Source organism: Aeribacillus pallidus (assembly GCF_050478865.1).
In the GTDB taxonomy this organism is placed as follows: Bacteria; Bacillota; Bacilli; order Bacillales; family JACDOC01; genus JACDOC01.
On sequence record NZ_JBCNBW010000019.1, the window covers coordinates 1 to 26,260 of the forward strand.

Here is a 26,260-nt window from a genome sequence, read left to right on the forward strand (position 1 = left end):
TTCTAAAGTGCACGCCTACTTCATGAAAGTGCAAGCCGAATGCATGAAAGTGCAAGCCGAATGCATGAAAGTGCAAGCCGAATGTGCGAAAGTGCAAGCCGAATGTGTGAAAGTGCAAGCCGAATGCATGAAAGTGCAGGCCGAATGTGCGAAAGTGCAAGCCGAATGCATGAAAGTGCAAGCCGAATGTGCGAAAGTGCAAGCCGAATGCATGAAAGTGCAAGCCGAATGCATGAAAGTGCAAGCCGAATGCATGAAAGTGCAAGCCGAATGTGCGAAAGTGCAAGCCGAATGCATGAAAGTGCAAGCCCACTGACCAAAGTACAAGTCATAATGCCAAAAGTACAAGCCAAAATGCTAAAGTGCAATTCAGATATCGAAAACTGGCAATCCAAATGTCAAAAACTGATAGACAACCTGTAACTAGAGCTAAACAAAAAATCAATTGGATAGTTCATACTAAAAAAATTATACCAATCTGTCATTTATTGTTAAACTTTAAAATAATCAAACGTATATGGAGATGGTAGTCCTATGGATAGCCACTTACCTAAAAAAAAATCCACATTATTGGTTCAGTGGGAAGCGGTAAAACAACATTAGCAAGAACGCTCTCTTCTCATCTAAATATTCCATTTTACGAATTAGATAATGTGGTTTGGAAAAGGTTTCAATCTGGGGATGTAAGAAGAAGTGAAAAAGAAAGAGACGAATATCTGCAAAATATCGTTCGTTCGAATGCTTGGATCATCGAAGGTGTTCATTATGAATGGGTCCTTCCAAGTTTTCAGCAGGCAGAGTTAATTATCTATTTAGATACTCCCTATTCTATAAGGACCTATCAAATTATAAAGAGGTTTGTTCGACAAAAATTCGCTTTGGAACAAGCAAATTATCAACCTACTTTCAATATCTTTTGGAAAATGTTTCAATGGAATTCCTTTTTTGAACGACCAAAGTAAACCGAAGATTTTAAACATATTAAGCCAATACGAGGACAAGTTCATCATTGTAAAGAATGACGATGAGATAAAAACATACTTCAAGATGAGATGGCGATAGACTTTATTACACGAAAATACGTTTCTAACACATGACAAAACCTAGAACAAATTAATTTCATCGAACGAATCTAGTCCATTTTCTGCTACAATGATAACTAAAAAGAGACATAGGTGATTCGATGCTTTTAAAAGCCAAAGAAGTGTTACATACCTATTTCGGATATACAAGTTTTCGAAACGGACAGCTTGAGATTATTGAGAAAGTGTTGGCAGGTGAAGATACGATTGGTGTGCTTCCGACCGGTGGGGGGAAGTCGCTTTGTTATCAAGTGCCAGGGTTAGTGCTGGATGGGGTGACGCTTGTGATTTCGCCCCTGATTTCTTTAATGAAGGATCAAGTCGATGCCTTGATACAAATGGGGATTTCAGCAACGTATTTGAACAGTACGTTATCCAAGGCAGAGATGAATGAACGGCTGTTTCTTGCCGAGCTAGGAGAATACCGGTTCATTTATGTGGCGCCCGAACGGTTAGAGGCGCCTTCGTTTCTTTCGTTATTAAAAAAATTGCCAGTCCGATTAGTAGCGATCGATGAAGCGCATTGCGTGTCTCAATGGGGGCATGATTTTCGTCCGCATTACCGGATGATTCGGCCGATGATGGAATCGCTCCCAGCCAAGCCGGTCGTCGTTGCTCTTACCGCCACGGCGACGCCTGAAGTGTTGCACGATATTCGAACGCATTTTCAAATTGACCAAGCGAATGTCGTTGTAACGGGTTTTGCTCGTGACAATCTGTCGTTCCATGTGTTAAAAGGGGAAAACCGCCGTGAGTTTGTGCTTCAGTATGTGAAAAAACGAAAAGACCATGCTGGGATTATTTATGCAGCGACAAAAAAAGAAGTTGATGCACTGTATTCGTTCTTCAAACAACAAGGAATCGCGGTTGGTAAGTATCATGCAGGTTTAACGAAAGAAGAACGCGATCAGTACCAAGAAGATTTTATTCATGACCGTCTGACTGTCATGGTTGCAACCAACGCGTTTGGGATGGGCATTAACAAATCGAACGTGCGCTATGTGATCCACTATCAAATGCCGAAAAATATGGAGTCGTATTATCAAGAAGCAGGACGAGCCGGTCGCGATGGGGAACCAAGTGAGTGTTTTTTGCTTTTTTCTCCACAAGATGTACATATTCAAAAGTTTCTCATTGAACAATCACAGCTTTCGTCGGAACGAAAAGAAATGGAGTATCAGAAGCTCAATAAAATGGTCGACTACTGTCATACAGAGTCGTGTTTGCAGACATTCATTTTGCGCTATTTTGGGGAAACGACGTCTAATGAGCCGTGCGGTCGATGCTCGAACTGTACCGATGACCGAGAACAAATGGATATTACGACAGAAGCGCAAATGGTCTTTTCGTGCATCAAACGTATGCGTGAGAATTTTGGGAAAACACTGGTCGCCCAAGTGCTCAAAGGTTCGAAAAATAAACGGGTGAAAGAACTTGGTTTTGACCAACTCTCCACATATGGCTTAATGAACAACTTAACGGAAAAAGACATCATCCAGCTGATCGATTTTTTACTCGCCGAAGGATATTTAGGGTTAAAAGGGGAGCAATATCCCGTGGTGACTCTCCACAACCGGGCGTATGAGGTATTAAAAGGTGAGCGGTCCGTCTATCGAAAAGTGGCATACAAAGCAAAGGAGATGGAAGAAGATACGGAACTGTTTGCCCGTCTGCGTGCATTACGAAAAGAATGGGCCGAAAAAGAAGGCGTCCCGCCATACGTCATTTTTTCTGATCAAACATTACGTGAGATGAGTGCCCTTTTACCAGTCGACGAAGAGGCGCTCTTGCAAGTCAAAGGAGTGGGTACCGTCAAAGCGAAAAAGTATGGCTCAGCCTTCTTGGAGGTTATCCGTGCGTATGTGGAGGAAAACGAATTGGTCATGAGGTAGGTCAAAACGAAAGAAGAAATAAAAACGCCCGACGCTACTAGGACATATGTATGGTGGGTTAACGTACTTATTTATAAATTGTAAAATAATGGTACTACAACTAACGTAAACAGGTTAGTTGAAGTGGAAGTAATTGGAATAAAAAGGATGAATAAACAATGTCGTATCCATTCGATTGCATTACCAACTTTATTTTCGTGGAAACTGAAATTGCCCCAGCAGATGTGATTTTAATTCCTGGTGCGAACCATCCTCAACTAATGGAAAAAGCAGCTTCCTTGTATCAACAGGGATTCGCACCATACATACTTCCATCTGGCGGATATAAACCACATGTAGGAACTACTGAATGGGAATTTTTACGAAATATTGGCATTGCAAATGGAGTGCCTGAAGAAGCAATTTTAAAGGAAGATCAAGCACAAAATACGTTTGAAAATGCACGTTTTTCGTTGGAAGTTCTACAAAAAACAGGTATACACCCTAGAAAAGTTATATTGGTCTGTAAAGCAGGACACTCTCGTCGAGCATTATTAACTTATCAAACGGTATTTCCAAAAGAAACTGAGTTCTTCATCTCGCCTGTCATCGACAGGTATGGAATAACTAAGGAAAATTGGTTTTTGTCTGAAGTTGGAATAAGTCGTATAATGACTCAAGTTGAAAAAATCGGTAAATACTTTGGTCCTCATATTCCGAATTGGGTTAAATAATACACAGATTTTGTCTGTGCTACTTCGGAGCTTTAACTGAATAAAGTGAAAGTATAAAATCAACGCCCAGAGTGATCATTCTCTGAGCGTTTTTGTTTATTGGTAAGCGATTTTTACTGTGAATTAAAGTGTTATTTGATATGTTTTTTAAGATTTTCACCACATTATCGGAACTACTAATTTTAAAAACTCATTCTCCTGTTCAAAAAAATAAAAATTCAAAAGGATTATGTAAATAAATATTGAATATATTGTCGATAAAAGAAGAATGTTTCCAAAGCTGTTCGTGATAACCCTCATTACTAATCAGTGTGGTGTAGAACATGAATACTTTAAAAGATTTTCCGTTCCCGTTTACGAAATCCTCCTATCAATACAGCAACAATTCAAAGCAAGTTTTCCCACCAAGGTGTCTAACGGTTACGGATAAGTATAAGGAAGAAATCGAGTTAAAAAGAAAGCTGTTAACTCAACATAATGAAAGGTGTTACCAATCGTTGCCGCACTCAATCGAAGCGCAATGGGAAATCATGATTGTCCTTATGGAAGAGCTGGCAACATATGAGCCAACTTGTTTTTCGTTGGAAAGGAAAGGGAACGAGTATCGTTTTGTCAATCATCTTTTAGAAGAAGAAGAAACATTTATTTTTCGTGATATGAAGACCATCAGTCTTGAACCGCTTGACCTGATCGGACGTCATACCCAAGAAGATCTGATTCTGATGGGTGACCGTGATGCTGATCTGTATTTGGATGCAGGACAGTTATGTTTCCCGTCTAATTGGTCATTATGTTTCACTTTAGGTATGGACTTTAAGTCGATTCATTTTCCTGTTCCTGGTATTTCCGAAAATAACTTTATCGATAAAGTACAGCGCTTTATTAAACATATTCGACCGGGTCATACATGGGAACGGAAAAATTGGTCCATCACCATCGGGGCTAAGCTTGATACTCCTTTTGAAACCTATTCGGAATGGGGAACTCGCCGGTTGGAAGTGACCGCTGAAAATGCGGGAGAGTTAGTCCATCTGAGAGTGGAGGTTCAACGACTTCACCGTCTTCCGATATCCAATGATGTGTTGTTTACGATACACACGTATTTGTTACCTGTAAAGGCATTACAGGCGAACCGCGAATGGCTGCAATTGTTCTATCAAAATATCAAATCGTTGCCGGCAGACATTTGTGAATATAAAGGAATTTACCTGTTCCAACAACCGTTACTCGCTTATTTGGAAAATATGTTCATGAAGGAATGAATGATGATATGCGGGAGATTGAAAACTTTTTAATAGATAAAAAGCATGTACTACTGTTTGCAGATGACAAAGGGATTTCATTTATTCAACCCATTACCGATCAAATCAAAGAAAAAAACCTATCTTTTGAACTTGTGTATTCACCATTCGAGCCAAGTGAGAAAAAGCTTACCGGATGGTTATCGAACCAACAAATCGGTACGGCTTTGTTTATTTTAGCCGCTTCCAATATAGCTCAAAAAGTTTATCAGCTTGCCCGACAAGCAGGGTATTTCAACGAGGATATTTATCTACAAAAAATAGGCAATGGTCACAAACGAGTATTTTGTTCCAAATGTCATTTTATGAATGAAGTGAACAACGAGGAACCGTTTCATTGTCAAAACTGCCAGTTAAGAATCAAGCCTTCTAATCATTATTCGTCCTATCATCATGCCTACCTAGGATACCCTGTGTTCTCAAGAACGGAGGAGTGTAATGGAACATTTAAGCAATCATAACCTGTTACTGACGGTCAAGAAAATCATACCGGAAACGCGTGATGTGAAAAGATTTATTTTAGCTCCTAAGAATCAACCTCTTCCTTCCTTCGGCGCAGGTGCACATATAACGTTACATTTGCCGTTGGAACATTCAATCGTATCTAGACAATATTCCATCATCAGTAACCCGCTTAGTTTCAATCATGAGTATGAAATTGCGGTGAAAAAAATAAGCGTCGAAAAAGGTGGCTCATGGTATTTGCATCATAAAGTAAAAGAAGGAGATACGCTTTTAGCGTCACCTCCAGATAACTTTTTTCCACTACGGTTTGAAGCTCGCCATCACGTACTGTATGCGGCAGGGATAGGAATAACGCCGATCTTATCCATGATGGCACATCTAACTTCTCTAAATGCTTCATTTGAATTACATTATGCAGCTAAATCGATCGAAACTTGTCCGTTTTATCAAATGATTAAATCCGATTATGGAGACAAAGCCACCTTTTATTTTATGGAACGGACGAAAAAAAGGGCTTTATTAAAAGAATCGTTAAAAAACCAACCGATCGGTACACATGTTTATATTTGCGGTCCGGAATCTTTTATAGAAGATATGAAATTTTTTGCTAGAGAAGCTGGTTTTAAAGAGCAAAATATCCATGTTGAACGGTTTCGAGCTCATATACTGCCTGAACTTACCCGTCCCTTTTCTGTTTACTTACAAAAGTCAAAAAAAATGATCGAGGTTCCTAAAAATCGTTCCTTACTAGAGGTTCTTAGAGAAAATGAGATCCCCATTCCCTATTCTTGTAAAATGGGGATTTGTGGGACATGTGAAGTAGATGTGATTGATGGGAACGTACTGCATTTTGATTCTTTCTTAACCGATGAAGAAAAAAAATCTAAACTATTGGCATGTGTTTCAAGAGGAGTCTCTCAATTAACACTTGATTTGTAGCTTTGGAAAGGGAGAAAGATGAATCTGCAATTTAAAGCATTAATGGATGTAAGATTTATCATCCATTAATGCTTATTTCATTTTCTTCTAAAATGAAATCCGCACTCTTTATCGCTGATCTGAAATGGTTGCATTGTTATTTGCAGCTTGCAATGCAGGAATATCATCATACGGTGGTCCCATAGTTGTACCTGCTAATAATACAATATCGAATTCATTTGGAGGAACTCCCCATGAGTTACCATCAAATGTTGTAAAAGCACGATCCACTAAAAAACCACCTTTAGTGTTGTAAACGACATTGTTATTTATCTGTCCCGTTGTATTCGGGTTAATATACATTCCTGTTCTCAGTGAATAAAAAGTATTATTTTCTAGTAATATATTGGAAATGTTGTTCTGAGAAACAACTGCTCGATTAACAATCCATCCTGACATAGGTCCTGGCTGTGGTGGACCATAGATGGTATTATTAACAAGACTTACATTGGCTCCTCCCACTTGAATAAATTCTTTCGCATATGGAACATCACTGGTGATGGTTAGCCCGTCAATCGTCACATCACTAGCTGATACCAATAAAGGAATCACATTTGCTTGTAAGAGCAGCAATGGGTCGGATTCACCTAATAAAGTAATACCAGATTTATTAACGTTAATCTGAGCTGTTATTGGATAGGTACCTTCTAAAATATGCACTGTACCCCCAACATTCACTGCGGCTATCCCTTGTGGAATCGTTCCAAATGGATTAGCTCTACTTCCGTCTCCTCCTACTGATCCAGCCATTACATATATGTTATTAGGGTCTACTATTTGATTAATTTCATTATTTAATGCATCTTGGACACTTGATACAGTTGGATAGCCTGATGCAGGACGATTATCTAACAACCCTTGTAGCACTTCATCCTGTTGTAAAACCGTAAGAGCATTATAAGCTGTGAGATCAAGACCAAGTAATGGATCTTCAATTGCTGCGCGCATTTCAGTGATATCTTGTGCTGCATTGACAGCTGCTAATTCTAGATTTAGGACTTGGGAAAGCTGGGCATGTCTAAACTCGTTCTGAGGTATGAATCCTGAATCCTTTAGAGCAACACTCTGTACTTGGCTGCGATTAGCTGTCCAAGCAAGTACTCCGTCTGCCATGTTTACGAATTCGACTTCATAGCGGGTAGGTGGCTGAGGGAAAATTTGGTTTACAGAACAGTTGGGAGCAATATTAAGTGTTGCTGTATGTTGGAGCGTCTTAGGGGTCGTTGCTAAATCATAAATATTAACAGTCACTACCTGTCCACTTGTTGTATTATTCAAGACTTCAACAATTGTGCTTCCTGGTCGTGTACTTACCACAACAGGCCCTGTTGTAAGTGTCGATATTCCAGGGGATGGTATTTCCTCTACCTCTACAAGATCCTGGTTACTAAATATATTTTGTACCAAAAACGAGCCTATGTTTAAAGCGGTGATTGGTGTAACATTTCGTCCTCCAATCCAAGCAAACATGTTATCGACCAATCCTACAATTTCTACTTCAAATCTAATTGGGGGTCGTGGAAAAATGGTAAACTCAGAACTATTATTTTCTACATTTAGGGTAGTAGTATTGTGCACGGTTTTTGGGCAAGTACTCAAGTCATAAATGTTAATAGTAACTGGAACAGTAGAATTAGTATCATTCTGAATTTGAACAACAAGACTCAAAACGGCACGGTCTGTTACAACCGGTCCTGTAGTAAATGTAGCCATTTTCTTCCTCCTTTTTTAAAATGAAGAGCGAGTTGCAAAACTAAAAAACATTCTAGAGTACTTATAAGAATACGAATAAGATAACGATGAATCCGAAGAAGGAGTGGTATTAAACTTACGTCCAGCGACTTTCCTAGACTGTGTATGTTTTTTTGTTTTTGCAACATGTTCCTATTTTATTAAATGCAAAAGTAGTATTTTTGAAACGGCCAAGCTTATAAGGATATTTCATCAATTTTTATAGATTGATGAGTGGTTTGTAAGATTGTATGGCGATAAGGATGTTCCTCCTTGGGAGCCAAGGGGGATAGGCAACTTTGGAAAACAAGAAGATAGATACATTTCTCAATATATAAACAATAAAATCTAATTCTGTAAAATCACACATTTTTATTTTGATTATTAATTGTCCAAACGAATTTTAATAGAAAGCCATAAATGATTGACTCTCACGTTGCGTGATACTTTAAAGTGAAAAGGGAAGGGAGGTCAAAGGGATGGCAATGAAGGTAAAAGAAGTGGCCGATTTAGTTGGGATTAGTGTGCGCACACTCCATTACTATGATGAAATCGGATTGTTAACTCCCGAAGAGACGACGGAAGCGGGGTACCGTCTCTATTCGGATCGAAATCTTGAGATGCTGCAGCAAATTTTATTTTTTAAAGAGCTTGGCTTCCCTTTAAAGAAAATTAAAGAAATTATCAGCGATCCGTCATTTGATCGAAAAAAGGCATTGGAGCTCCATCGAAAAAGATTGGTTGAAAAACGGCGGCAGTTGGATCAAATGATTGCGACGATTGATAAGACGATTCAACATATGGAAGGGGAAATTGAAATGTCGAAAAAGGAAATGTTTGAAGGATTTGATTTTAGCCAAAATCCGTATGAGCAAGAAGCACGTGAACGTTGGGGCGATGACGCGGTCGACAAAGCGAACGCTAAAATTGGGAAGATGTCGAAAGAAGATCAGAAAAAATTAGCCGATGACATGAATGCGATTTATCAACATTTAGCTTCCCTTCGCCATGGTGCCCCAGACTCTGATGAAGCGCAAGCCGCGATTAAAGAATGGTACAATTTATTAAATCAAATTGGTCATTATTCCCTCGATGCGTTCAAAGGATTAGGCCAATTGTACGTAGATGATGAACGTTTTACAAAAAATATCGACCGATTCGGCGAAGGCTTAGCCCAATTCATGTGTGAAGCGATGGCCATTTTTGCGGATAAAAACAAACCATCTTGAGCAGGGGTGAACCCTGCTTTTTTTGTTAAGAGGAAACTTGTGAATAATGTCGAACATGTTTAAATAATAAGTATTCGAAATTAGGTGATCGACATGAACATTGTGATTGCTCCAGACTCATTTAAAGGAAGTTTATCCTCATTAGAAGCCGCAACGATGATGCAAAAAGCGTGTCTTCATGTTTTTCCAGAAGCCGATGTCATTTTAAAACCAATGGCTGACGGTGGGGAGGGGACGCTTGATACCTTGTTATTTGCAACTAAGGGGAACCGACGACTCGTAGCTTGTACCGGCCCAAGAGGAGAATCCATTCATGCACCGATAGGGGAACTACTAACACAACAAACAGCGATTATTGAAGTGGCTACAGTAGCTGGCCTTACGCAAATTCCAATAGACGAAAGAGACCCTTACAAGACGACGACATATGGGATTGGAGAATTAATTCGCTTTGCGGTAGACAACGGATGGAAAAAGATCATTGTGTGCTTAGGAGGAAGTGGGACGAACGACGGTGGATTAGGGATGCTGCAAGCACTTGGCGTAAAATTTTTTGACCAGACCGGAACAGAAATAGGAACATACGGCGCTGATTTATTGAACGTTCATGATGTAGAGGTGTCTGGCTTGCATCCTCAATTATCCAACGTCAACTTAGTGGTTGCATGTGATGTCGATAATCCGCTTTGCGGGCCAAACGGGGCGAGCGCTGTCTATGGTCCACAGAAAGGAGCGACGACAGAACAAATCGAGGCTTTAGATGAAGCCCTGCACCGATACGCTACCTTATTGGAAGATGCACTCGGCGTACAAGCGCAACATTTACCTGGAGCGGGTGCAGCGGGAGGTCTTGGGTTTGCCTTAATGATGTTAGGGGCGAACATGCAATCAGGAGCTCAACTTGTCGGAGAACATATTGGTTTAGAACAAGCCATTCAAACCGCAGACCTTGTCATAACGGGTGAAGGAAAAAGCGATAAGCAAACATTTTACGGAAAAGCACCAGGGTACGTGGCGATGCTGGCGCAAACATATAAAGTTCCAACCATATTAATTTCAGGAAGTCTAGATGATTCGATTACCGATTTACATTCCTTATTTGCGGGATGTTTTTCGATTGTAAACAAACCGATGAGTTTAGTCGAATGTATCGTTAATGCAGACAACTTACTGTATGAACAAACAATCAATGTCATGCATTTTTGGAAATCGATGATAAATAGATGAACTACTTAATATCCATAAAAGTGAGGACTAATGTTTACAACAAAAAGGGAAATCAAATTTAAACAAAGGGGAGTTCTTGTATGGAAGGTTGGGGCTTACTATTCGTCATTTTGTTAGGTGTGTTGTTTATTATTTATGCTACAGCTAAATTAAAGCTTCATCCATTTTTATCTTTATTGGTTTCTGCTTTTGGAGTTGGTATTTTAGCTGGATTGCCATTAGCTGATGTTGTGAATGCGATCAATTCTGGCTTTGGTGGTTTAATGGGAGGAATTGGCCTTGTCATTATCTTTGGTACAATTATTGGGGTTTTTTTAGAAAAAACAGGAGCTGCCTTAAGAATGGCAGAGGTAGTCTTACGTTTGGTTGGTGAAAAACGTCCGCAATTGGCGATGAGTTTGATTGGAGGTATTGTCAGCATACCCGTTTTTTGTGACTCTGGTTATGTCATTTTGTCATCATTAAAGAAAGCGCTCGCTAAACATGCGAAAGTAACCGTAGCTTCCATGGCGATTGCACTTTCAACGGGGTTATTTGCTACACATACTTTGGTTCCGCCAACTCCTGGTCCAATTGCAGCTGCAGGTAATATTGGGGCTGAGAGCTATTTAGGAACAATTATTTTGATCGGTCTTATTGTGGCTATTCCTGCCATCATGGCGGGATACTTTTGGGCAATAAAGGTGGGAACAAAGATTCATGTCAAAGGTGAAGAGGAGTTAAAATATAATTATGAGGACGTTGTAAAAGAGTTTGGGAAACTTCCTTCGACATGGAAGTCTTTTGCTCCTATTATTGTTCCTGTTCTACTAATTGCTCTCGGTTCAATTGTTCAATTTGCTGGTTGGACGGGAGATGGAGCGAATGTCCTTCTCTTTCTTGGATCTCCAGTCGTCGCTTTATTTATAGGTGTATTATTTGCTTTCTTATTAGTTTCTACATTGAACGAAGAGACATTGACGAATTGGATTGGGATCGGAATTAAAGAAGCTGCACCTATATTGCTGATTACTGGAGCAGGGGGAGCATTTGGTTCCGTGATTAAAACAACGTCAGTTTCATCATTTATTGAAGGATTCGCTAGTAGTGACATAGCAACTGGTTCATTTTTTGTTCTGATACCATTTTTGATTGCAGCCGCATTAAAAACGGCACAAGGTTCTTCTACTGCTGCCCTTATTATCACTTCTTCACTCGTCGCTCCATTACTCGGCGAAATAGGCATTACATCACCAACAGCTTTAGCGCTTGTTGTGATGTCTGTTGGTGCAGGAGCGATGGTCGTTTCTCACGTGAACGATAGCTATTTCTGGGTCGTAAAAGAATTTAGTGGAATGTCTGTAACCGACGCCTATAAAGCACAAACGGCAGCTACTCTCATCCAAGGTATCGTTGCTATGATAGTTACGATGATTTTATGGATCATTTTTGTATAGGTTCTTTAAATAAAATGAGGCTGGATCCATCTATGGAATCAGCCTCTATTTCATAAAAACAGTTTCTATTATTAATCGATAAATATCTCAACAATTAAAAGCACATAAATAAAATCCATTTTCAAGATCAGCAATATATATTGCCTTCACTCGCTTTTCAATTGCCTAAAAATCGATGAACATGTCTTAAAACCAATACGAATATTCTTGATTACCAAATACAAAAAAAATTTCGCCGTAAATCACAGCGAATATTCCACCAGCTGTAGTGTAATCACTAATCCCCAATAGAAGCACAGTTAGTTGTAGAAGGGAAAAAGACAGCTACCACTTCGGGATATATATTTTATGAATTAGAAAATGAAGCCTTACCTCAAGTAGGAGAATACAGTATAGTCTTAAATTCAAAAGACGAACCAGTAGCAGTCATTCGTACTGAATCTGTTGAGGTGCTTCCAATGAATGAAGTGTCTGAAGAATTTGTATTAGCAGAAGGAGAAGGCGATTATAAAACTTGGTGGGATGCACACGAAAAGTTTTTTACTGAAATCTTAAAGGAATATAATAAAGAATTTTCTCCTGATATGTTAGTAGTGTGTGAACGATTTAAAACTGTTTATACCACAAAATAATAAACGGGGGACTTTAGCGTGAAGTCCCCCAATTAAGGTTATTTCCAAACACGTTTCAATTGAAAAAATTCTTGCACGTACCCCCAAACAGATACTGGAGACATGATCATTTGATAAATAAGGACATACAAAAGAAATCCCATTTTATTTTTACGCACACGTAAATGTAATGGTTTAAATACTTGATCTCTTTGGTAAACATAAAGGATTCCATAGCTGATTAACGTTAAGGGAAGAACGAATAAAGTCATTGGACCGACGATCCAATAATATCCGAAAAAGGCGAGCAGAAGTCCAGGGATCCAAAACAACGTATAGGAAACATCTAAATAAGGCATGATGAAATTGGTGCCGGTTAAATATTTGGTATACAGCATTGGTTGTTGCCACGGTTTAATCTCTTTTAATCCTTCGATCATTCCTCGTGCCCAACGTGACCGCTGCTTTATAAAATGGGAAAAAGTAGTTGGCACTTCTGTAAAAGCCACTGCTAATGGTTCAAAGTATACTTTCCACCCTTGTTTCAAAAAGCGCCACGTTAACACAATATCTTCGCCAATCGCATTCGGCCAACCGTCAACCTCTTTTACACACTCGGTTTTATAAAGACTAAATGCCCCTTGTGCGACTAATGTTCCTTGATACAACCCTTGTAATCTTTTAATCGACGCAATCCCTAAAAAATAATCCCACTCTTGGATTTTCGTCCAAACGTTTTCACGACTATTTCTCACTAGAACCGATCCGGCTACCGCACACACTTCCCGTGGGCTACTTTTCATCCGAGCTACTAAATAGCGCACAGCGGAAGGATGAAGGAGCGTATCGGCATCTAGTGTAATGACATAAGGAGTCATTACATGTGCGAGCCCGTGATTTAGTGCATGAAATTTTCCTTTTTTATATTCATGGAAAATACGCACGTTCATCCTTAATTCCTGACTAGCGTTTTGGATTTCTGAAACTGTATTATCCGTCGAACCGTTGTTGATGACAATCGTTTCAATCGTTCCAGAATAGTCTTGATTTTTAATGTATCTTAACGTCGTCGCAATCGTTTTTTCCTCATTATAAACAGCGATTAATATCGTTACAGGGTCTGTTGGATATTCGATTTTTAATTTTGGTTGTCGATCAAGAAGGAGACTTGAAACAAGAAAGGCATTTAAATAACCTGGGATATAGGCAATACCGGTTATTATGATTACTGCCATCGGAAAAGAAACGATGTCTGCTAAATCTTTTACCCAAGGGATAGAGAGATAGATAGAAAAGACCATCCACGTAAAGGCCGCACAATGACCAAGAAAAAATTTCGTGAGAACGGGAAGGTACCATTTTCTTGTTTCTAGCTCGATAGGTGGTTTGGATGAAGGAATATTTGGTTGCACGTTACCATCCACCTTTAAACTGAATGAAAATGTGAAGAATATCCTTATTCTGAAATAGTGTACAAAACTCTTATTCTATTTTCTATAGAGGGAAAAAGTTAAAAACGCCACTATATTCCATTGAATATAAGAAAGAGGCTGACTATGGAGCCAGCCTCTCTTTTATTAAAAGAAATCATAGAAAAACGGCTTGATCGGTGGGATGATGTTGTTCAACCGTTCGATGTCCTCTTCGCTTCCAGTTAAAAGTCCTAGTTGGTCAAGTTCGTGTGGTCGTTTGTAACCGAATAACAGAGTGGAAAGGGTATTAATGGTTAAATGAACACCTTGACCTTGCACTTTGTCTTTTGGAATCGGGGTAATTTGCTCCTTCGTTAAGACATAGGATTGATCATTCCATGGGGCGAACGTGTCAGTGACATGAAGAACGACCTCTTCTTTCACGTCGCCCCATTGAAATGGATATTGATTTAAAAAGGACTCCACATCGACAATGCGCACCATAAAATATGGGATCATTTCTTGTTTGATTCGTGGTTCGTCGAGGGAAAAGAACAATGGTTCCTGTTCCCATGTGATCATCGTGAGCTCTTCAATCATCGAATCGTGCTGACAAATAAAATTCCACAACGCTTTTCGGGCCTCTTTCGTTAAAGCGACAAATTCTTCGACTTTCATTTTTTTATTGTTGACTTCGTATAAAAGATATCCATTTGGATCTCCGTTTGGATCATAATAAACGGCAGCAAAAAGGTCACTGTATACTGATTGTAGCCACCATTCACGGGTACGAACGAGCATGCCGCTAAATTGTTGAGCGTACTGTTCATACACACGTTCAATGTCGGAGTGGTGCTTCTCTTTTTGAAATCGTTTGATTGTTCCTTCGACTTCACCTTGAGGGATTAAGTCAGACTTTGTAAGCGTACTTTTTAACTGATTGGCAAACAATTCCCATCCGAATTTTCGGTAAAAAGCGACGTGAAACGGATGAAGCATGGAGATCAAATATCCATTTTCTTTTAAAAATGTTAACGATTCTTGTAGCATCTTTCGGACATACCCTCTTCGGCGGTACTCCGGGTAGGTGGCGACCCCAGCGATGCCGCCCATTGGGATTTTTTCTTTTCCAAGATACACGTCAAAAGGGATGATATGCAGTTTTGCAGCAAGGAACTCTTCGTCCAAAATTCCTAACAAGTGATGCTGGTGAAACCGTTGCATTCGTTCCTCTCTTTGTTCTGCAGGCACTTGGTATTGAAAGGCGTACTCTGACATTTTCAACACATCAAGGAAATGTCGTTCGTCTAGTTTTTGAATATTCATCATTTGTTCCTCCTTAAAGGCAAGTAAAGCGGTAAAGGTGGCATGTAAATTTACGAATCCAGCAAGTAACATTGTAGGTTTGGCAAGTAACCCACGATTTTCAGCAAGTTAAGTGACATAATCCACTCAAAAGTCCGCCTATTTAATAAAATTAAACCAGCTCCTTGTTTAAAAACACCCCATTATCAAAAAGTGGGATAAAAAATAACTTCTTCGACACTCCCATTCTGCTTAAAAATCTAGTAAATTAAAAAAGCGGTCCTATCAATCTTTTACTTTCCATATTCGAGCTAGCTGTATCAATTTCCTTTTATTAAAAGAGGAGAGCCTTTACAATTTTGCTAATGTGAATATAATGGGGGCGGAAAAGAACGAAGGAGTGAATAGTATGATGAAGCAAATCCACAAATACCTCGTATTTGTCATGCTTGTTTTCGTGGCTGTCATCACCGCTTGCTCAAATGTTGGGGAACGAGAACGCGTTGTCGTCCAATTGGAGCAGGTCCATGACGGCGATACTATTAGAGTGATTTACAACGGTAAAGCTGAGAATGTGCGTTTTTTACTTATTGATACGCCAGAGACGTCACATCCTACGAAAGGTGAACAGCCATATGGCCAGGAAGCCAAGCAATTAACAAAACAACTGGTTGAAAACGCCAAAAAAATAGAATTAGAGTTTGACCAAGGACCGAAGCGAGATAAATATGATCGGCTTCTTGCTTATGTCTATGCGGATGGGAAAATGGTTCAGAAAGAACTTTTAAAACAAGGATTGGCAAGGGTTGCGTACGTATACGAACCGAATACGAGATACGTAGACGAATTTCGAGCGATTGAACAGGAAAGTCGTAAACAAAAAATCGGCGTATGGGAAGTAGAAGGCTATGCACAAAACGATGGGTTTCACCCAGAAGTGATGAAAGAAGAAAAACAAACCTCTGCCAATGGATGTGATATAAAAGGAAACATTAATTCTAAAGGAGAAAAAATTTATCACACCCCTGATTCCCCTTGGTACAAGCAAACGAAACCGGAAGTTTGGTTCTGTTCTGAAAACGAAGCGATTTCCTCTGGCTTTCGAAAAGCGAATGTCAATTAAATACCTATCCTTTGTACAAAGCCGCTTGCTTTACAAATGGGAGCATGTGGTTTTTTTACAAGGCTATGTTATATTTCATTGTTGATTTTTAGCAAGTTGTTCACACGGCGGCGACTCCAGCGGGAACGAAAAGCCGCAAGACCCATACTTGAGCGTAGCGAGGGAAGCGGCTTGCGGCTTTCCCGCAAAAAGCGTCCGCCACAAGCGTAATGTATAAAAATCAACAGTATCCTTTAACTAAGCCTTTTACAAAATTAAAGATGTTGAAAAAGGAATCGTCCATCATCTTGACGATTCCTTTTATTATTTACTCCTCGTTTGACCGTACAACAAGCACGTCACATTTCGCATATCGGGCAATATGTTTAGTCTTTGAGTGTGCAAAAAAATTAAAGGGAATGAGTTAGTCAGCACCCTATCGACTGCTTATCGCACAAAAAGTACCTCAAAAAGAGGCACCTTTGTCATGTACAATCTTCAGCTTTATTTTGGTGTAATGGTGGAGGAATTAACCAACCTTTTTCTTTATTAAGTCGAAGAATCTTTGCACCTAGAGTTGCTTTTTGAATGTGAAATTGCCCAAACATCATTGCAATGTCTTCTCGGATTGATTGACCTATAATCTGACTACATGAAACTAATCCTGCTGCAATGTCTTTAGACAATGAAGCTGCTATTTCAGGGTCTTGAAAACGTGCACCTACAGGAATGTCTTCTAAACATGCTTTAGGGCGTTCTGGAGGTGATGGTGGTAAACCAATTCCGTTATTTTTAAGTAAAGTTTCAATTTCTTTAATTTCTTGTTGTCCACCTTGAATAGCTTCTTCAAGTAATTTCCGTAAATCTTCATCACCTGCATGGTTAAGATAAGTTTGGTAACCTGCAACTAATCCTTTAGTTGTCAATAGAAACGCCCACGTTCCAAAAACTTCGCCATAGTGCATCGGTTCATTAGTTGGATTTCCACTTAAAATCCCCATAAAACCCCTCCTTATCGTTTTTGTAAAATCCATAGACTTCCTCCTTGCAGAGGAGTTAATAGTGCCATAACCCCAATATCAAGGGAGTTACAAGTAAATTATTTGTATGGGGATTTACTTTTATTCATCCTTTAAAAAAGACTTATGGTATCAGATGCGAACGAATCTTATATAAATTTTGTCTAACTGTGAGGATAGTCATAGGACTTTTGTCGATTTCTTGGGAAATGTTCTCGACAAAGTCTGCAACTGCGTTTATTTCCTTCTTAAATAAAAAATGAAACACCAATATGACATTTGTCATGTAAAAACCATGACACCCTTTACTAACAGCAAACGATTTGCTCGAGTAAAATGTTGGTAAAAGGAGGAGAAAACATGGAGACGGTCATTCAAATAAAAGAAGTGTCCAAAATGTTTCGTGATCTGAAAGCGGTTGACAGGGTAAGTTTAATGATCGATCGAGGAGAAACCGTGGCCATTTTAGGTCCGAATGGGGCGGGAAAAACGACTCTGATTTCGATTATGCTTGGCATATTAAATCCAACATCTGGAGAAGTTCAACTGTTTGGAAAAAAGCCGAACCAAGTCCGTAACCGAATCGGGGTGATGCTGCAACATTCAATTATTCCCGATGATGTAAAAGTAAAAGAACTCATTGATTTATTCCGCAGCTACTATCCGCATCCTTTTTCTCACCAAGAACTGCTTCAAATGGTCCTGTTAGAAAATCAGGCTAACACGATGGCTCAAAAATTATCAGGTGGTCAAAAACGGCGACTAGCTTTTGCGTTAGCGATGGCCGGAAATCCCGATTTGATTTTTTTAGACGAACCGACTGTCGGCATGGACGTTACTTCAAGAAAACTGTTTTGGGAAAAAATTCAATCGATGAAGCGATCAGGTAAAACCATTTTATTTACGACGCATTATTTAGAAGAAGCAGAGGCAGTGGCCGATCGAATTGTCGTCATTCATAAAGGAAAAAAGGTGTCAGAAGGTCCGTTAACATACATTCAACAAACATTTATGAAAAGGGCGGTAACATTTACGTGGAAACAAGAAGAAGTAGCGATGTTTTCAGATTTTCCATATGTAGAGAACGTCATGAAAGATGGGGATCGTGTAACGCTTTATACAAATGATTCGGATGCCTTGTTACGGGAGTTATTTTTACGAGATTTGCCAATATCCGATGTTTTTGTGGATAAGGGAAGCTTAAACGATTTATTTGATGATTTAACGAAAGGGGAAATGGTGGATGCACGCGCTTTGGATGCAGTGCAAAGTGGAGTTTCTGAAAACGTTTCGTAATCGGATGTTTCTCTTTTTTTCATTGTTTATGCCAATCATGTTTTATTATATATTTACCAATTTAGTTAATCGTGATCTTCCATTTCGTGAGGAGTGGGAAGCCCACTATTTGATGTCAATGGCTTTATTTAGTCTTATTAGTTCATCGGTGTGCTCGTTAGGAATTACGTTTGTTTATGAGAATAAATTGGGTTGGTCAAAAATGATTCGGCTTACTCCATTAAAAGAAGCGTTTTATTTTTTGGCGAAAATGATGGCACAACTGCTTATTAATTTGGTGTCAGTGATTCTTATTTTTCTTTTCGGATATGTGGTTAATGATGTGCAATTATCTATAAGTCAATGGGTAATGTGTATGGTTTGGCTTGTGTTAGCATCTATTCCATTTATGGCCTTAGGAGCGATTGTTGGCAGCTTAAACAAAGTGGAAACAGCAACAGCGTTGTCGAACATTCTTCTCTTTGGGCTGGCCATTGTTGGCGGGTTATGGATGCCGGTAAGTCAGTTTCCAGAACTTTTACAACAAATTTCAAAATGGCTCCCCTCTTATCGTGCGGGAGAAGGAGCGTGGAATTTGATTAATGGGCAATCGATATCTTGGGAAACCATTGTGATTTTAATGGTATATTTTGTTGTTTTTATGATACTATCAGTATATATACGTAGAAAACGACAAGAGCCGGTGTAGAAAAAATCACTCTCCAAGATGTTAAGAAGGGAGAGCGAGAGGGGAACATGATTCGCATTGTGATTGCGGAAGATCAGCGGATGCTTCGCGGAGCTTTAGGGAATCTTTTGAACTTAGAAGAAGATATCACGGTCGTTGGGGAAGCAGCGAATGGGGAAGAAGCATTGTCACTCATTCGTCAACTTCAACCAGATGTTTGTTTACTCGACATTGAAATGCCGGTCAAGTCCGGTTTGGAAGTGGCCGAGGCCATTAAGAACGAACGGCTCCCTTGTAAAGTCATGATTTTAACGACGTTTGCTCGCCCAGGCTATTTTGAACGAGCGGTCCGTGCGGGTGTCCACGGATATGTGTTAAAAGATAGTCCCGTGGAACAATTAGCTGATGCCATTCGCAACATTATGACCGGAAAAAAAGAAGTATCCCCAGAACTTGCTTTTGGATTTGTTCAAACGGAAAACCCATTAACCAATCGGGAACAGGATGTACTTCGACTCGTGAAAAAAGGAAAAACTACGAAAGAAATCGCCGCCACTTTGTATTTGTCTCCAGGAACGGTACGCAATTATATGTCAGAAATTTTGGCAAAACTTGAGGTGAAAAACCGGATTGAAGCTATTACGGTGGCTGAAAAGAACGGATGGATTTAGTGGAACTCCAAGTGATTATGAGCTAGAAGGATCAAACGCTTGATTTATTGCCAAACGTTTGATCCTTATTCTTTATGATGGATAATGATTTCTCCCTCACTTTCGGTGTGAATCTTTTGGTCAACGATAATTGGTTCATGTTCCACTATATCCTTTTTTAAGGGAATAATTTAATTAATTTGAGCAAAACACATTAAATATGAGAAAAAATCCAAAATTTATGAGAAAAAATTTAACTTTTATGGGAAAAATCCTAACTTTTATGAGAAAATATCAAAATCTTATAGGAAAAAACCCACGTTTATGAGAAAAAATCCCCCTTTGTGTCAAAAATGATATGGCCTTTAATGATTGTATGACCTCAAGATTTCGAACTGTTGAATTGTAATTCTCAATATTGGGTTTGAATAACGATATTACGGCATGTACGGTATGAGTACTTTTTTCATTTGAATCCCCCAAAAGAATAATACTTATTGTTAAATATGTTCTAAAGGGCTGTGAAGTTTCATAATATATTGTGTTCTTAGTTGATGTTTGACTCTGTGGGGGAAAGTTGGTCCGTTGGAAATAGGATTTGGCACATAAAGCATACAAAAAGGCCCATAGAATACGGAAAATAAAACATAGAAGACATAATCTGGCTCATAGGTTAAAACACGTGAAAAGGAGCACGAACTATAGTTCTACAAACCAACTACGCCAATTGAGCATGTATAATCACTGCTAAAAAGATAACTACTGGTAAACTAGAGATTACGTAGGTCACTGGATGGTCTTTTAGTTTTCTTCCGAAGTAATAAGCCAATGCTCCAACGAAGATAGTCGAGAGGAAATAGAAGTTGCTGAAAAAAGGAGTAGTAATTAGAAACATGACCACGACAACTGAAATCCAAGTAGCATCGACTCCATCATATTTCCATTCCACATATTGAATGAGTAGTTCAAGAATGAAACAAGTAAGGTAAATGATCCATATAAGAAACGGAATGACGGCCACGGTATCACTACTTAAGTCAAACAGAAGGAGATAAACAGTTAAAAAACTAATAAAGGCAATAGCTGCTCCTTTGAATAATTTTTTCATAATAAGATCATCCTTTCCAAAGAGTAGTGATTATTATATTATTTTATTATTTAATGATCAGAATATTATTTAAAATTTAGGCTCTACCCTTAAATTACTGTGGATAACTTTTGCTGTTATTTCATTCATCGATGTGCCAATGGCAATTGGCATGAATGTCTGTTAAACGATACTGTTGATATTTATACATTACGCTTGTGGCGGACGCTTTCCGCGGGAAAGCCGCAAGCCGTTTCCCTCGCTACGCTCAAGTATGGGTCTTGCGGCTTCTTGTTCCCGCTGGAGTCGCCGCCGTGTGAACAACTTGCTAAAAATCAACAATGACATATAACATAGCCAAAATTTAAAATCAAAAGGGATAAGCGTGACCATAAAGGCCACGCTTTTGTTGTGCAAATGAAGTGTTTAAATTTTCCACAATTTGTGACAACGATTGTGGATAAAAACACTATAATTATCAAATAATTCACAATGTTATTAACATTATCCACATAATTGTGGATAATTTATTCACAATTTAGAAGATATTACCTATTTTGCTTATTTAGTTGAACACGTTGATTAGCCGCATTCGCCCGTGCTTGTGCTTCTAAATCTTCTTGGTCGGCTAATTCTTGTGAAAATTCAACATCATACCCGTCTGATTTTTGATTTTTCGGAACTTGTGGAAGGGAATTTTTACTACGACCTCGTCCCATGACATGGCTCTCCTTTCAAAGTGAAAATGAAAAAAGTACGGAAGCGGATTTCCGTACTTATAGGATGAGCGAATTTTGACGACTTATGTTGGAAAATTTTACGGTAAGGTAGGCCGCTTATATCCACCCGCCCGGTCTGCCATTTTGAATTCATGGCGATACGTTACTTCTTGTGCACTTGATAATTCTCGTCTCTTTTTGTCCCGTTTTTTCTTTTCCACCATTCACCCACATCCTTTCCACAAAGTTATTCTTATTTTTCCCTGTATAGGAGGAATTATGCAGAAAGGGGATAAATAGTGGATAACTAGTCCCCTTTTTCTTCTTTTAAAGCCGGCAATCACTTCTCGTGTCCTTGATTGGTGTTAAAATTAATCCCAACCTTCAGCGCCATAATGATTCAGCTGTTCTTTCGTTTTCGTGTATTTTTCTGCCCAAAAGCCTTCTGTCGGAATCGTAATCGTTTTATATTCCCTTTGTTCGTCCACCTGTTTCTAACTGATGGACTGTGCCGATTTTTTCTCATGATAAATGTCTTCTAATGCTTCTTTTAGGGAAGGGTACTTAAACGTAAATCCATGCGAAACTAACGTGTTCGGTATTACTTTTTGCCCAGTAAGGACGAGGTCGCTCATTTCACCGAGAACGAGTTTTAAGGCGAAAGCTGGTGCTGGTAACCAATGAGGTCGTTTTAAAACAGTGGCTAACGTCCGACCAAATTCGTCCATGCGAACAGGATGCGGGGCGGTGAAATTCACAGGTCCATGGATGTCTTCGTGTTGAAGGACGAACGCAATCGCTCGAGCGGCATCTTCAATGTGAATCCATGACATCCATTGCGTTCCTGAACCAACTTTTCCACCGATAAACATTTTGTAAGGGAGGGCTATTCGAGGAAGCGCTCCTTCATTTTTTCCAAGTAAAACACCAAAACGGGCAAAGACGGTGCGTATGTTCAAGTCAGCTATTTTTCGTCCTTCTTGTTCCCATAGTTGAATGGTTTTGGCTAAAAAGTGATTCCCAGGCTCAGCGTGTATTTCCGTATACGTCTTGGAATCAGAGGGTGGGTAAAAACCGATGGCACTCGCTTGGATGACGACCCAAGGTTTTTTCGGCATCGACTCAATGATGCGACGAACTTCTTGCGTGGAATGAATACGACTATTCAAAATTCGCTTTTTTTGTTCATCCGTCCAACGACCGCTATTGATCGATTCACCTGCTAAATGGATAAACGCATCAATCACAGGAAGTTCGTTTTCAGGATAGCTTCCTTCGCGTAACCATTCAACGTAAGTTGCATTTTTCAAAGGTAGTTGGGTTGGTATGTGCCGCGTTAAAATATATACATGATGCCCTTCACTTAATAAAAGTTTAGCGACTGCTTTTCCGATAAATCCGGTTCCTCCTGTAATGGCAATGTTCACTGTCAACGACCTCCTCCTTTTTTCTTTTCGGGCTGGACGTGTCTTTTCCCTTTTCTTATCAAATAAAACATTCTACAATTTTTATACAAAAGGAGGACGGATGATGCCTGTTATTACGAAAATTTCCGTACAGCAACAAAATAAGGAAAGGTACAACATTTATTTAGATGGACAATACGCCTTTAGTGTGGATGAAGAGGTACTTGCACGCTATGGATTGAAAAAGGGAAAAGAGTTAAATGAGCTCGACCTGACCGAAATTCGCTATCATGATGAGATCCGTAAAGGGGTAAATGTGGCGGTTCAATTTTTAGCTCATCGCATGCGATCGGAAAAAGAAGTCATGGACCACTTAAAGAAAAAAGAGTGGGACGACACGATTATTCAAGAAGTGATGCACAAACTTCGGGAATATCAATATGTCAATGATGAACAATTTGCTCAAGCATTCGTTCAAACGCAATGGAATACAACGGATAAAGGAACAGAGCGGATTCAGCGGGAGCTGCGGGAAAAAGGAATCGCTGAAAGCATCATTGAACGAACAATGACTACCATTGATTCAGCAGACGAATGGGAGCGTGCGATGAAATTAGCGGAAAAATGGGCTCAAAAACATGCCTCTTTATCGGAACTGATGATTCGTCGGAAGGTGGAAGAGGCGCTGCTTCGAAAAGGATATCCAAGTTCAATTGTGCGTGATGTCTTATCCGAACTGGTCATTGAAAAATGCGAGGAAGAAGAGTGGGAAGCGGTAAAAAAAGAAGGGGACAAAGCCCACCGACGATATTCCAAATACGATGGATACGTGTACGAGCAAAAAATGAAACAAGCCCTGTATCGAAAAGGATTCTCCATGGAATGGATCGAGCGGTATTTATCTTATCGTCAGGAAGAGGAATGATTGGAAAAGGGACTGCTTAGGATCGAGTAAAACACTCTTATAATCGTCCGTTAAATAACAAGAACAAAAAAGGGGCTGTCCGCTCAGCCCCTTACTGCTTTTACTTTTTGGATTCAATAACAATTTCAGACTCGGTTTCAAACCGTTCGACGATGAACTCAGCTACTTCTTTAGGCGAACGTAACCGGCTTTTATCAGAAATATGATCAGAATCGTCCCAGAATGGAGTGTTCATGCCACCCATATACGCTGCCACAAAGCGGATGCCTGTTCCTTCATATTCTTTTTGTAAGCTTTCGGTAAACCCACGTAAGGCGAATTTACTCGCCACGTATAAGGCTTCATTTTTCTTTCCGCGTAAGCCAGCTGTGGAAATAATGTTAAGAACAACACCATTGTTCCGTTCACGCATCGATGGTAACACAGCTTTTGTTAAAAAGATCGGTCCATACACATTGGTCGTAAACATTTGGTTCATTTCATCGTAGGTGCTTTGTAAAAATGGGCCGAAGAAGCCGACACCAGCATTATTGACCAATAAATCGATTGGACGTGAAAGTGCAGCAATCTTTGAAGACACATCTTCGAACGAACGAACGTCCAATGTGAGCGCTTCTCCTTGACCGCCACGTTCTGTGATTTCACGAATCGTTTCATTTAATGTTTCTTTGTTACGACCACAAGCATAAATAAAATATCCTTTTTCACTTAACAATAAAGCAAGTTCTTTCCCTAAACCAGTGCCTGCTCCCGTAATCAATGCCGTTTTCATACAAGTCATCCTTTCCGTTGTATCCTTTTCCAAACAAAAGTTCTTTTCTGAAGATACATTTTTTTCTATACTGTACATGATAAGGTGGTGGGAACAATGATACAAGAAAAAAGATACAGTGAAATGACTGAATACGAATTAAAACAAGAAATTGCTCGATTGAAAGAAAAAGCTCGCAAAGCAGAACAACTGGGAATGGTAAATGAATTTGCCGTTTTAGAAAGAAAAGCGGCAATGGCTCAAGCGTATTTGTTAGATCCAAATGATTTTCAACCAGGCGAAATTTATGCCATTGAAGGTGACCCTGGAAGTTACTTTAAAGTCGAATATTTAAATGGTGTTTTTGCATGGGGCTATCGATTAAACGGAGATGGACAAGAAGAGGGGCTTCCGATTTCTCTTTTGAAAAAATTAAATAAATAAAGAAAAAAGGGCTGACATGACGTCAGGCCCTTTCCTTCTTATGAGCGTTTCCGAGTTTCATTTTCTAAAATAATTAAGGATTGTGTCAAACTCGTTTCCCCATTAACTTGGTGATGGGCGTGTTTTGTGTTATACCAGCCACGGTTGAACGGACTGATGTAATGATCGGCAGAAAATTGTCCGGTTCTTTTTGCCATGTGAATGTCTCCTTTATCCTTCTTCAGGATCTTCTGCACGTTGTCCAGATGCGTGCATACGCTCCTGAGGATGGGTATTAATCGTGCCATTCGCCCGTCTTGAAGCAAAGGCTTCTTTTGCTTGTGGTTCGCCTTCAAAGCGATTTACATCTTTGTTAGGAAACTTTTTTGCTTTGTTTCGCATAAGCCCCTCCATGGTTAAAAGGATGACAAAACCGTGAAAAGACCACCAATGAATCAATCATCTTTTCACGTACTAATAGTATGAACGGAACAATAACACCTATGAGCAATATTTATTGGAAAGGAGCGAACACAGATGATGATGGAAGAATATTATGAGCGTTTAACAGCAATTTTACTTGAAAAAAATCAACAACTTACGTATGAAAAAGCTCGCACGCTTGTTGAACTGCTTTGGGAAGATTTTGAAACAACGTACGCGAAAGCTGGTCGTTCGTATAAAGGAAGCGAAATGACGGAAAAAGTAGTTAGACAATGGATTGAAAACTATGGTCCACGACTCCATGAATTTGTGGCAACCAATCCAAAATATGCTCATCTTCTTCGTGATCCACACGTGCATTAACAAGAGCCGGCTTACAAAGAGTCGGC

Annotated in this window: 29 protein-coding genes and 1 pseudogene; 18 read left to right on the forward strand and 12 right to left on the reverse strand. The window is 39.4% G+C overall.

From position 1 onward, the window contains the following. The 7 genes from ABES52_RS04500 to ABES52_RS04530 form a co-directional block, all read left to right on the forward strand. Positions 1-316 (forward strand): hypothetical protein (locus tag ABES52_RS04500; protein WP_429649372.1); only part of this gene is annotated, 316 nt, incomplete at its 5' end. 262 nt (positions 317-578) lie between these two features. Further along, a complete protein-coding gene (locus ABES52_RS04505) occupies positions 579-962 on the forward strand; it encodes an AAA family ATPase (RefSeq protein WP_429649374.1) in 384 nt (127 codons plus the stop codon). A 221-nt stretch (positions 963-1,183) separates the two neighbouring features. Beyond that, positions 1,184-2,974 (forward strand): DNA helicase RecQ, encoded by a 1,791-nt coding sequence (recQ, locus tag ABES52_RS04510; RefSeq protein WP_429649376.1) that lies wholly within the window; start codon positions 1,184-1,186, stop codon positions 2,972-2,974. A 158-nt stretch (positions 2,975-3,132) separates the two neighbouring features. Then, entirely contained in the window at positions 3,133-3,687 is a 555-nt protein-coding gene (locus ABES52_RS04515; protein ID WP_429649378.1) for a YdcF family protein, read from the forward strand. Positions 3,688-4,010: 323 nt separating this feature from the next. Beyond that, positions 4,011-4,949, forward strand: coding sequence for a heme-dependent oxidative N-demethylase family protein (locus ABES52_RS04520; protein ID WP_429649380.1), 939 nt, complete (start codon positions 4,011-4,013; stop codon positions 4,947-4,949). Between the two features lie 8 nt (positions 4,950-4,957). Continuing rightward, complete coding sequence (locus ABES52_RS04525; protein ID WP_429649382.1) at positions 4,958-5,449, forward strand: hypothetical protein; 492 nt, start codon at positions 4,958-4,960, stop codon at positions 5,447-5,449. Next, entirely contained in the window at positions 5,427-6,392 is a 966-nt protein-coding gene (locus ABES52_RS04530) for a PDR/VanB family oxidoreductase (RefSeq protein WP_429649384.1), read from the forward strand. The genes ABES52_RS04525 and ABES52_RS04530 overlap by 23 nt, the downstream gene beginning before the upstream one ends. A gap of 108 nt (positions 6,393-6,500) precedes the next feature. Here ABES52_RS04530 and ABES52_RS04535 read toward each other — a convergent pair whose 3' ends face one another. After that, entirely contained in the window at positions 6,501-8,144 is a 1,644-nt protein-coding gene (locus tag ABES52_RS04535) for a right-handed parallel beta-helix repeat-containing protein (RefSeq protein WP_429649386.1), read from the reverse strand. Positions 8,145-8,641: 497 nt separating this feature from the next. Here ABES52_RS04535 and ABES52_RS04540 point away from each other — a divergent pair, with 497 nt between their 5' ends. The 4 genes and pseudogenes from ABES52_RS04540 to ABES52_RS04555 all read left to right on the forward strand — a co-directional run. Further along, complete coding sequence (locus ABES52_RS04540) at positions 8,642-9,391, forward strand: MerR family transcriptional regulator (protein WP_429649388.1); 750 nt, start codon at positions 8,642-8,644, stop codon at positions 9,389-9,391. Positions 9,392-9,484: 93 nt separating this feature from the next. Beyond that, positions 9,485-10,618, forward strand: a complete 1,134-nt coding sequence (locus ABES52_RS04545; protein ID WP_429649390.1) for a glycerate kinase — start codon at positions 9,485-9,487, stop codon at positions 10,616-10,618. An 80-nt stretch (positions 10,619-10,698) separates the two neighbouring features. Then, on the forward strand, positions 10,699-12,054 hold the full coding sequence (locus ABES52_RS04550; protein ID WP_429649392.1) for a GntP family permease: 1,356 nt from the start codon (positions 10,699-10,701) through the stop codon (positions 12,052-12,054). Positions 12,055-12,347: 293 nt separating this feature from the next. Further along, a pseudogene (locus tag ABES52_RS04555) lies at positions 12,348-12,686 on the forward strand (ASCH domain-containing protein); the annotation flags it as partial. A 38-nt stretch (positions 12,687-12,724) separates the two neighbouring features. Here the strand turns inward: ABES52_RS04555 and ABES52_RS04560 are convergent. Both ABES52_RS04560 and ABES52_RS04565 read right to left on the reverse strand, forming a co-directional pair. Beyond that, on the reverse strand, positions 12,725-14,077 hold the full coding sequence (locus tag ABES52_RS04560; RefSeq protein WP_429649394.1) for a glycosyltransferase family 2 protein: 1,353 nt from the start codon (positions 14,075-14,077) through the stop codon (positions 12,725-12,727). 165 nt (positions 14,078-14,242) lie between these two features. Continuing rightward, the gene (locus ABES52_RS04565; protein ID WP_429649396.1) at positions 14,243-15,403 is read right to left on the reverse strand and encodes a GNAT family N-acetyltransferase; all 1,161 of its coding nucleotides are present in this window, start codon (positions 15,401-15,403) and stop codon (positions 14,243-14,245) included. Positions 15,404-15,827: 424 nt separating this feature from the next. On the opposite strand from ABES52_RS04565, the gene ABES52_RS04570 reads away from it, so the two are divergent. Further along, positions 15,828-16,505, forward strand: a complete 678-nt coding sequence (locus ABES52_RS04570; protein WP_429649465.1) for a thermonuclease family protein — start codon at positions 15,828-15,830, stop codon at positions 16,503-16,505. A gap of 464 nt (positions 16,506-16,969) precedes the next feature. Here the strand turns inward: ABES52_RS04570 and ABES52_RS04575 are convergent, their stop codons facing one another. Beyond that, entirely contained in the window at positions 16,970-17,485 is a 516-nt protein-coding gene (locus ABES52_RS04575) for a DUF3231 family protein (protein ID WP_429649467.1), read from the reverse strand. Positions 17,486-17,863: 378 nt separating this feature from the next. Here ABES52_RS04575 and ABES52_RS04580 point away from each other — a divergent pair, with 378 nt between their 5' ends. Genes ABES52_RS04580 through ABES52_RS04590 form a run of 3 tightly spaced genes read left to right on the forward strand, consistent with a single transcriptional unit; the run spans position 17,864 to position 20,137 of the window. Next, the gene (locus ABES52_RS04580; protein WP_429649398.1) at positions 17,864-18,799 is read left to right on the forward strand and encodes an ABC transporter ATP-binding protein; all 936 of its coding nucleotides are present in this window, start codon (positions 17,864-17,866) and stop codon (positions 18,797-18,799) included. Next, positions 18,747-19,487, forward strand: a complete 741-nt coding sequence (locus ABES52_RS04585) for an ABC transporter permease (protein WP_429649400.1) — start codon at positions 18,747-18,749, stop codon at positions 19,485-19,487. The genes ABES52_RS04580 and ABES52_RS04585 overlap by 53 nt, the downstream gene beginning before the upstream one ends. Positions 19,488-19,534: 47 nt before the next feature. Next, entirely contained in the window at positions 19,535-20,137 is a 603-nt protein-coding gene (locus tag ABES52_RS04590) for a response regulator transcription factor (protein WP_429649402.1), read from the forward strand. A 697-nt stretch (positions 20,138-20,834) separates the two neighbouring features. On the opposite strand, the gene ABES52_RS04595 is transcribed toward ABES52_RS04590, so the two are convergent. From ABES52_RS04595 to ABES52_RS04615, 5 genes are all read right to left on the reverse strand, one after another. Beyond that, positions 20,835-21,224 (reverse strand): hypothetical protein, encoded by a 390-nt coding sequence (locus ABES52_RS04595; RefSeq protein WP_429649404.1) that lies wholly within the window; start codon positions 21,222-21,224, stop codon positions 20,835-20,837. 527 nt (positions 21,225-21,751) lie between these two features. Beyond that, entirely contained in the window at positions 21,752-21,922 is a 171-nt protein-coding gene (locus tag ABES52_RS04600) for a YfhD family protein (RefSeq protein ID WP_429649406.1), read from the reverse strand. Between the two features lie 98 nt (positions 21,923-22,020). Further along, a complete protein-coding gene (locus ABES52_RS04605; protein ID WP_429649408.1) occupies positions 22,021-22,146 on the reverse strand; it encodes a YfhE family protein in 126 nt (41 codons plus the stop codon). 147 nt (positions 22,147-22,293) lie between these two features. Further along, complete coding sequence (locus ABES52_RS04610; protein ID WP_429649410.1) at positions 22,294-22,410, reverse strand: DUF4177 domain-containing protein; 117 nt, start codon at positions 22,408-22,410, stop codon at positions 22,294-22,296. A 6-nt stretch (positions 22,411-22,416) separates the two neighbouring features. Then, complete coding sequence (locus ABES52_RS04615) at positions 22,417-23,349, reverse strand: TIGR01777 family oxidoreductase (RefSeq protein ID WP_429649469.1); 933 nt, start codon at positions 23,347-23,349, stop codon at positions 22,417-22,419. A gap of 103 nt (positions 23,350-23,452) precedes the next feature. Between ABES52_RS04615 and recX the strand changes: the two genes are divergently transcribed. Further along, the gene (gene recX / locus ABES52_RS04620) at positions 23,453-24,253 is read left to right on the forward strand and encodes a recombination regulator RecX (protein WP_429649412.1); all 801 of its coding nucleotides are present in this window, start codon (positions 23,453-23,455) and stop codon (positions 24,251-24,253) included. Positions 24,254-24,353: 100 nt separating this feature from the next. Here the strand turns inward: recX and ABES52_RS04625 are convergent, their stop codons facing one another. After that, entirely contained in the window at positions 24,354-25,025 is a 672-nt protein-coding gene (locus ABES52_RS04625) for an SDR family NAD(P)-dependent oxidoreductase (RefSeq protein ID WP_429649414.1), read from the reverse strand. A 96-nt stretch (positions 25,026-25,121) separates the two neighbouring features. Between ABES52_RS04625 and ABES52_RS04630 the strand changes: the two genes are divergently transcribed. Beyond that, on the forward strand, positions 25,122-25,448 hold the full coding sequence (locus ABES52_RS04630; RefSeq protein ID WP_429649416.1) for a YfhH family protein: 327 nt from the start codon (positions 25,122-25,124) through the stop codon (positions 25,446-25,448). A gap of 38 nt (positions 25,449-25,486) precedes the next feature. Here ABES52_RS04630 and ABES52_RS04635 read toward each other — a convergent pair whose 3' ends face one another. Both ABES52_RS04635 and ABES52_RS04640 read right to left on the reverse strand, forming a co-directional pair. Then, positions 25,487-25,645, reverse strand: coding sequence for a YpzG family protein (locus tag ABES52_RS04635; protein ID WP_429649418.1), 159 nt, complete (start codon positions 25,643-25,645; stop codon positions 25,487-25,489). Positions 25,646-25,658: 13 nt separating this feature from the next. After that, positions 25,659-25,829 carry a small, acid-soluble spore protein K gene (locus tag ABES52_RS04640; RefSeq protein WP_429649420.1) on the reverse strand — a complete coding sequence of 57 codons (171 nt, stop codon included), beginning with the start codon at positions 25,827-25,829 and terminating at the stop codon, positions 25,659-25,661. Positions 25,830-25,970: 141 nt separating this feature from the next. Here ABES52_RS04640 and ABES52_RS04645 point away from each other — a divergent pair, with 141 nt between their 5' ends. Next, entirely contained in the window at positions 25,971-26,234 is a 264-nt protein-coding gene (locus tag ABES52_RS04645; RefSeq protein ID WP_429649471.1) for a YfhJ family protein, read from the forward strand. Positions 26,235-26,260 lie beyond the last annotated feature (26 nt).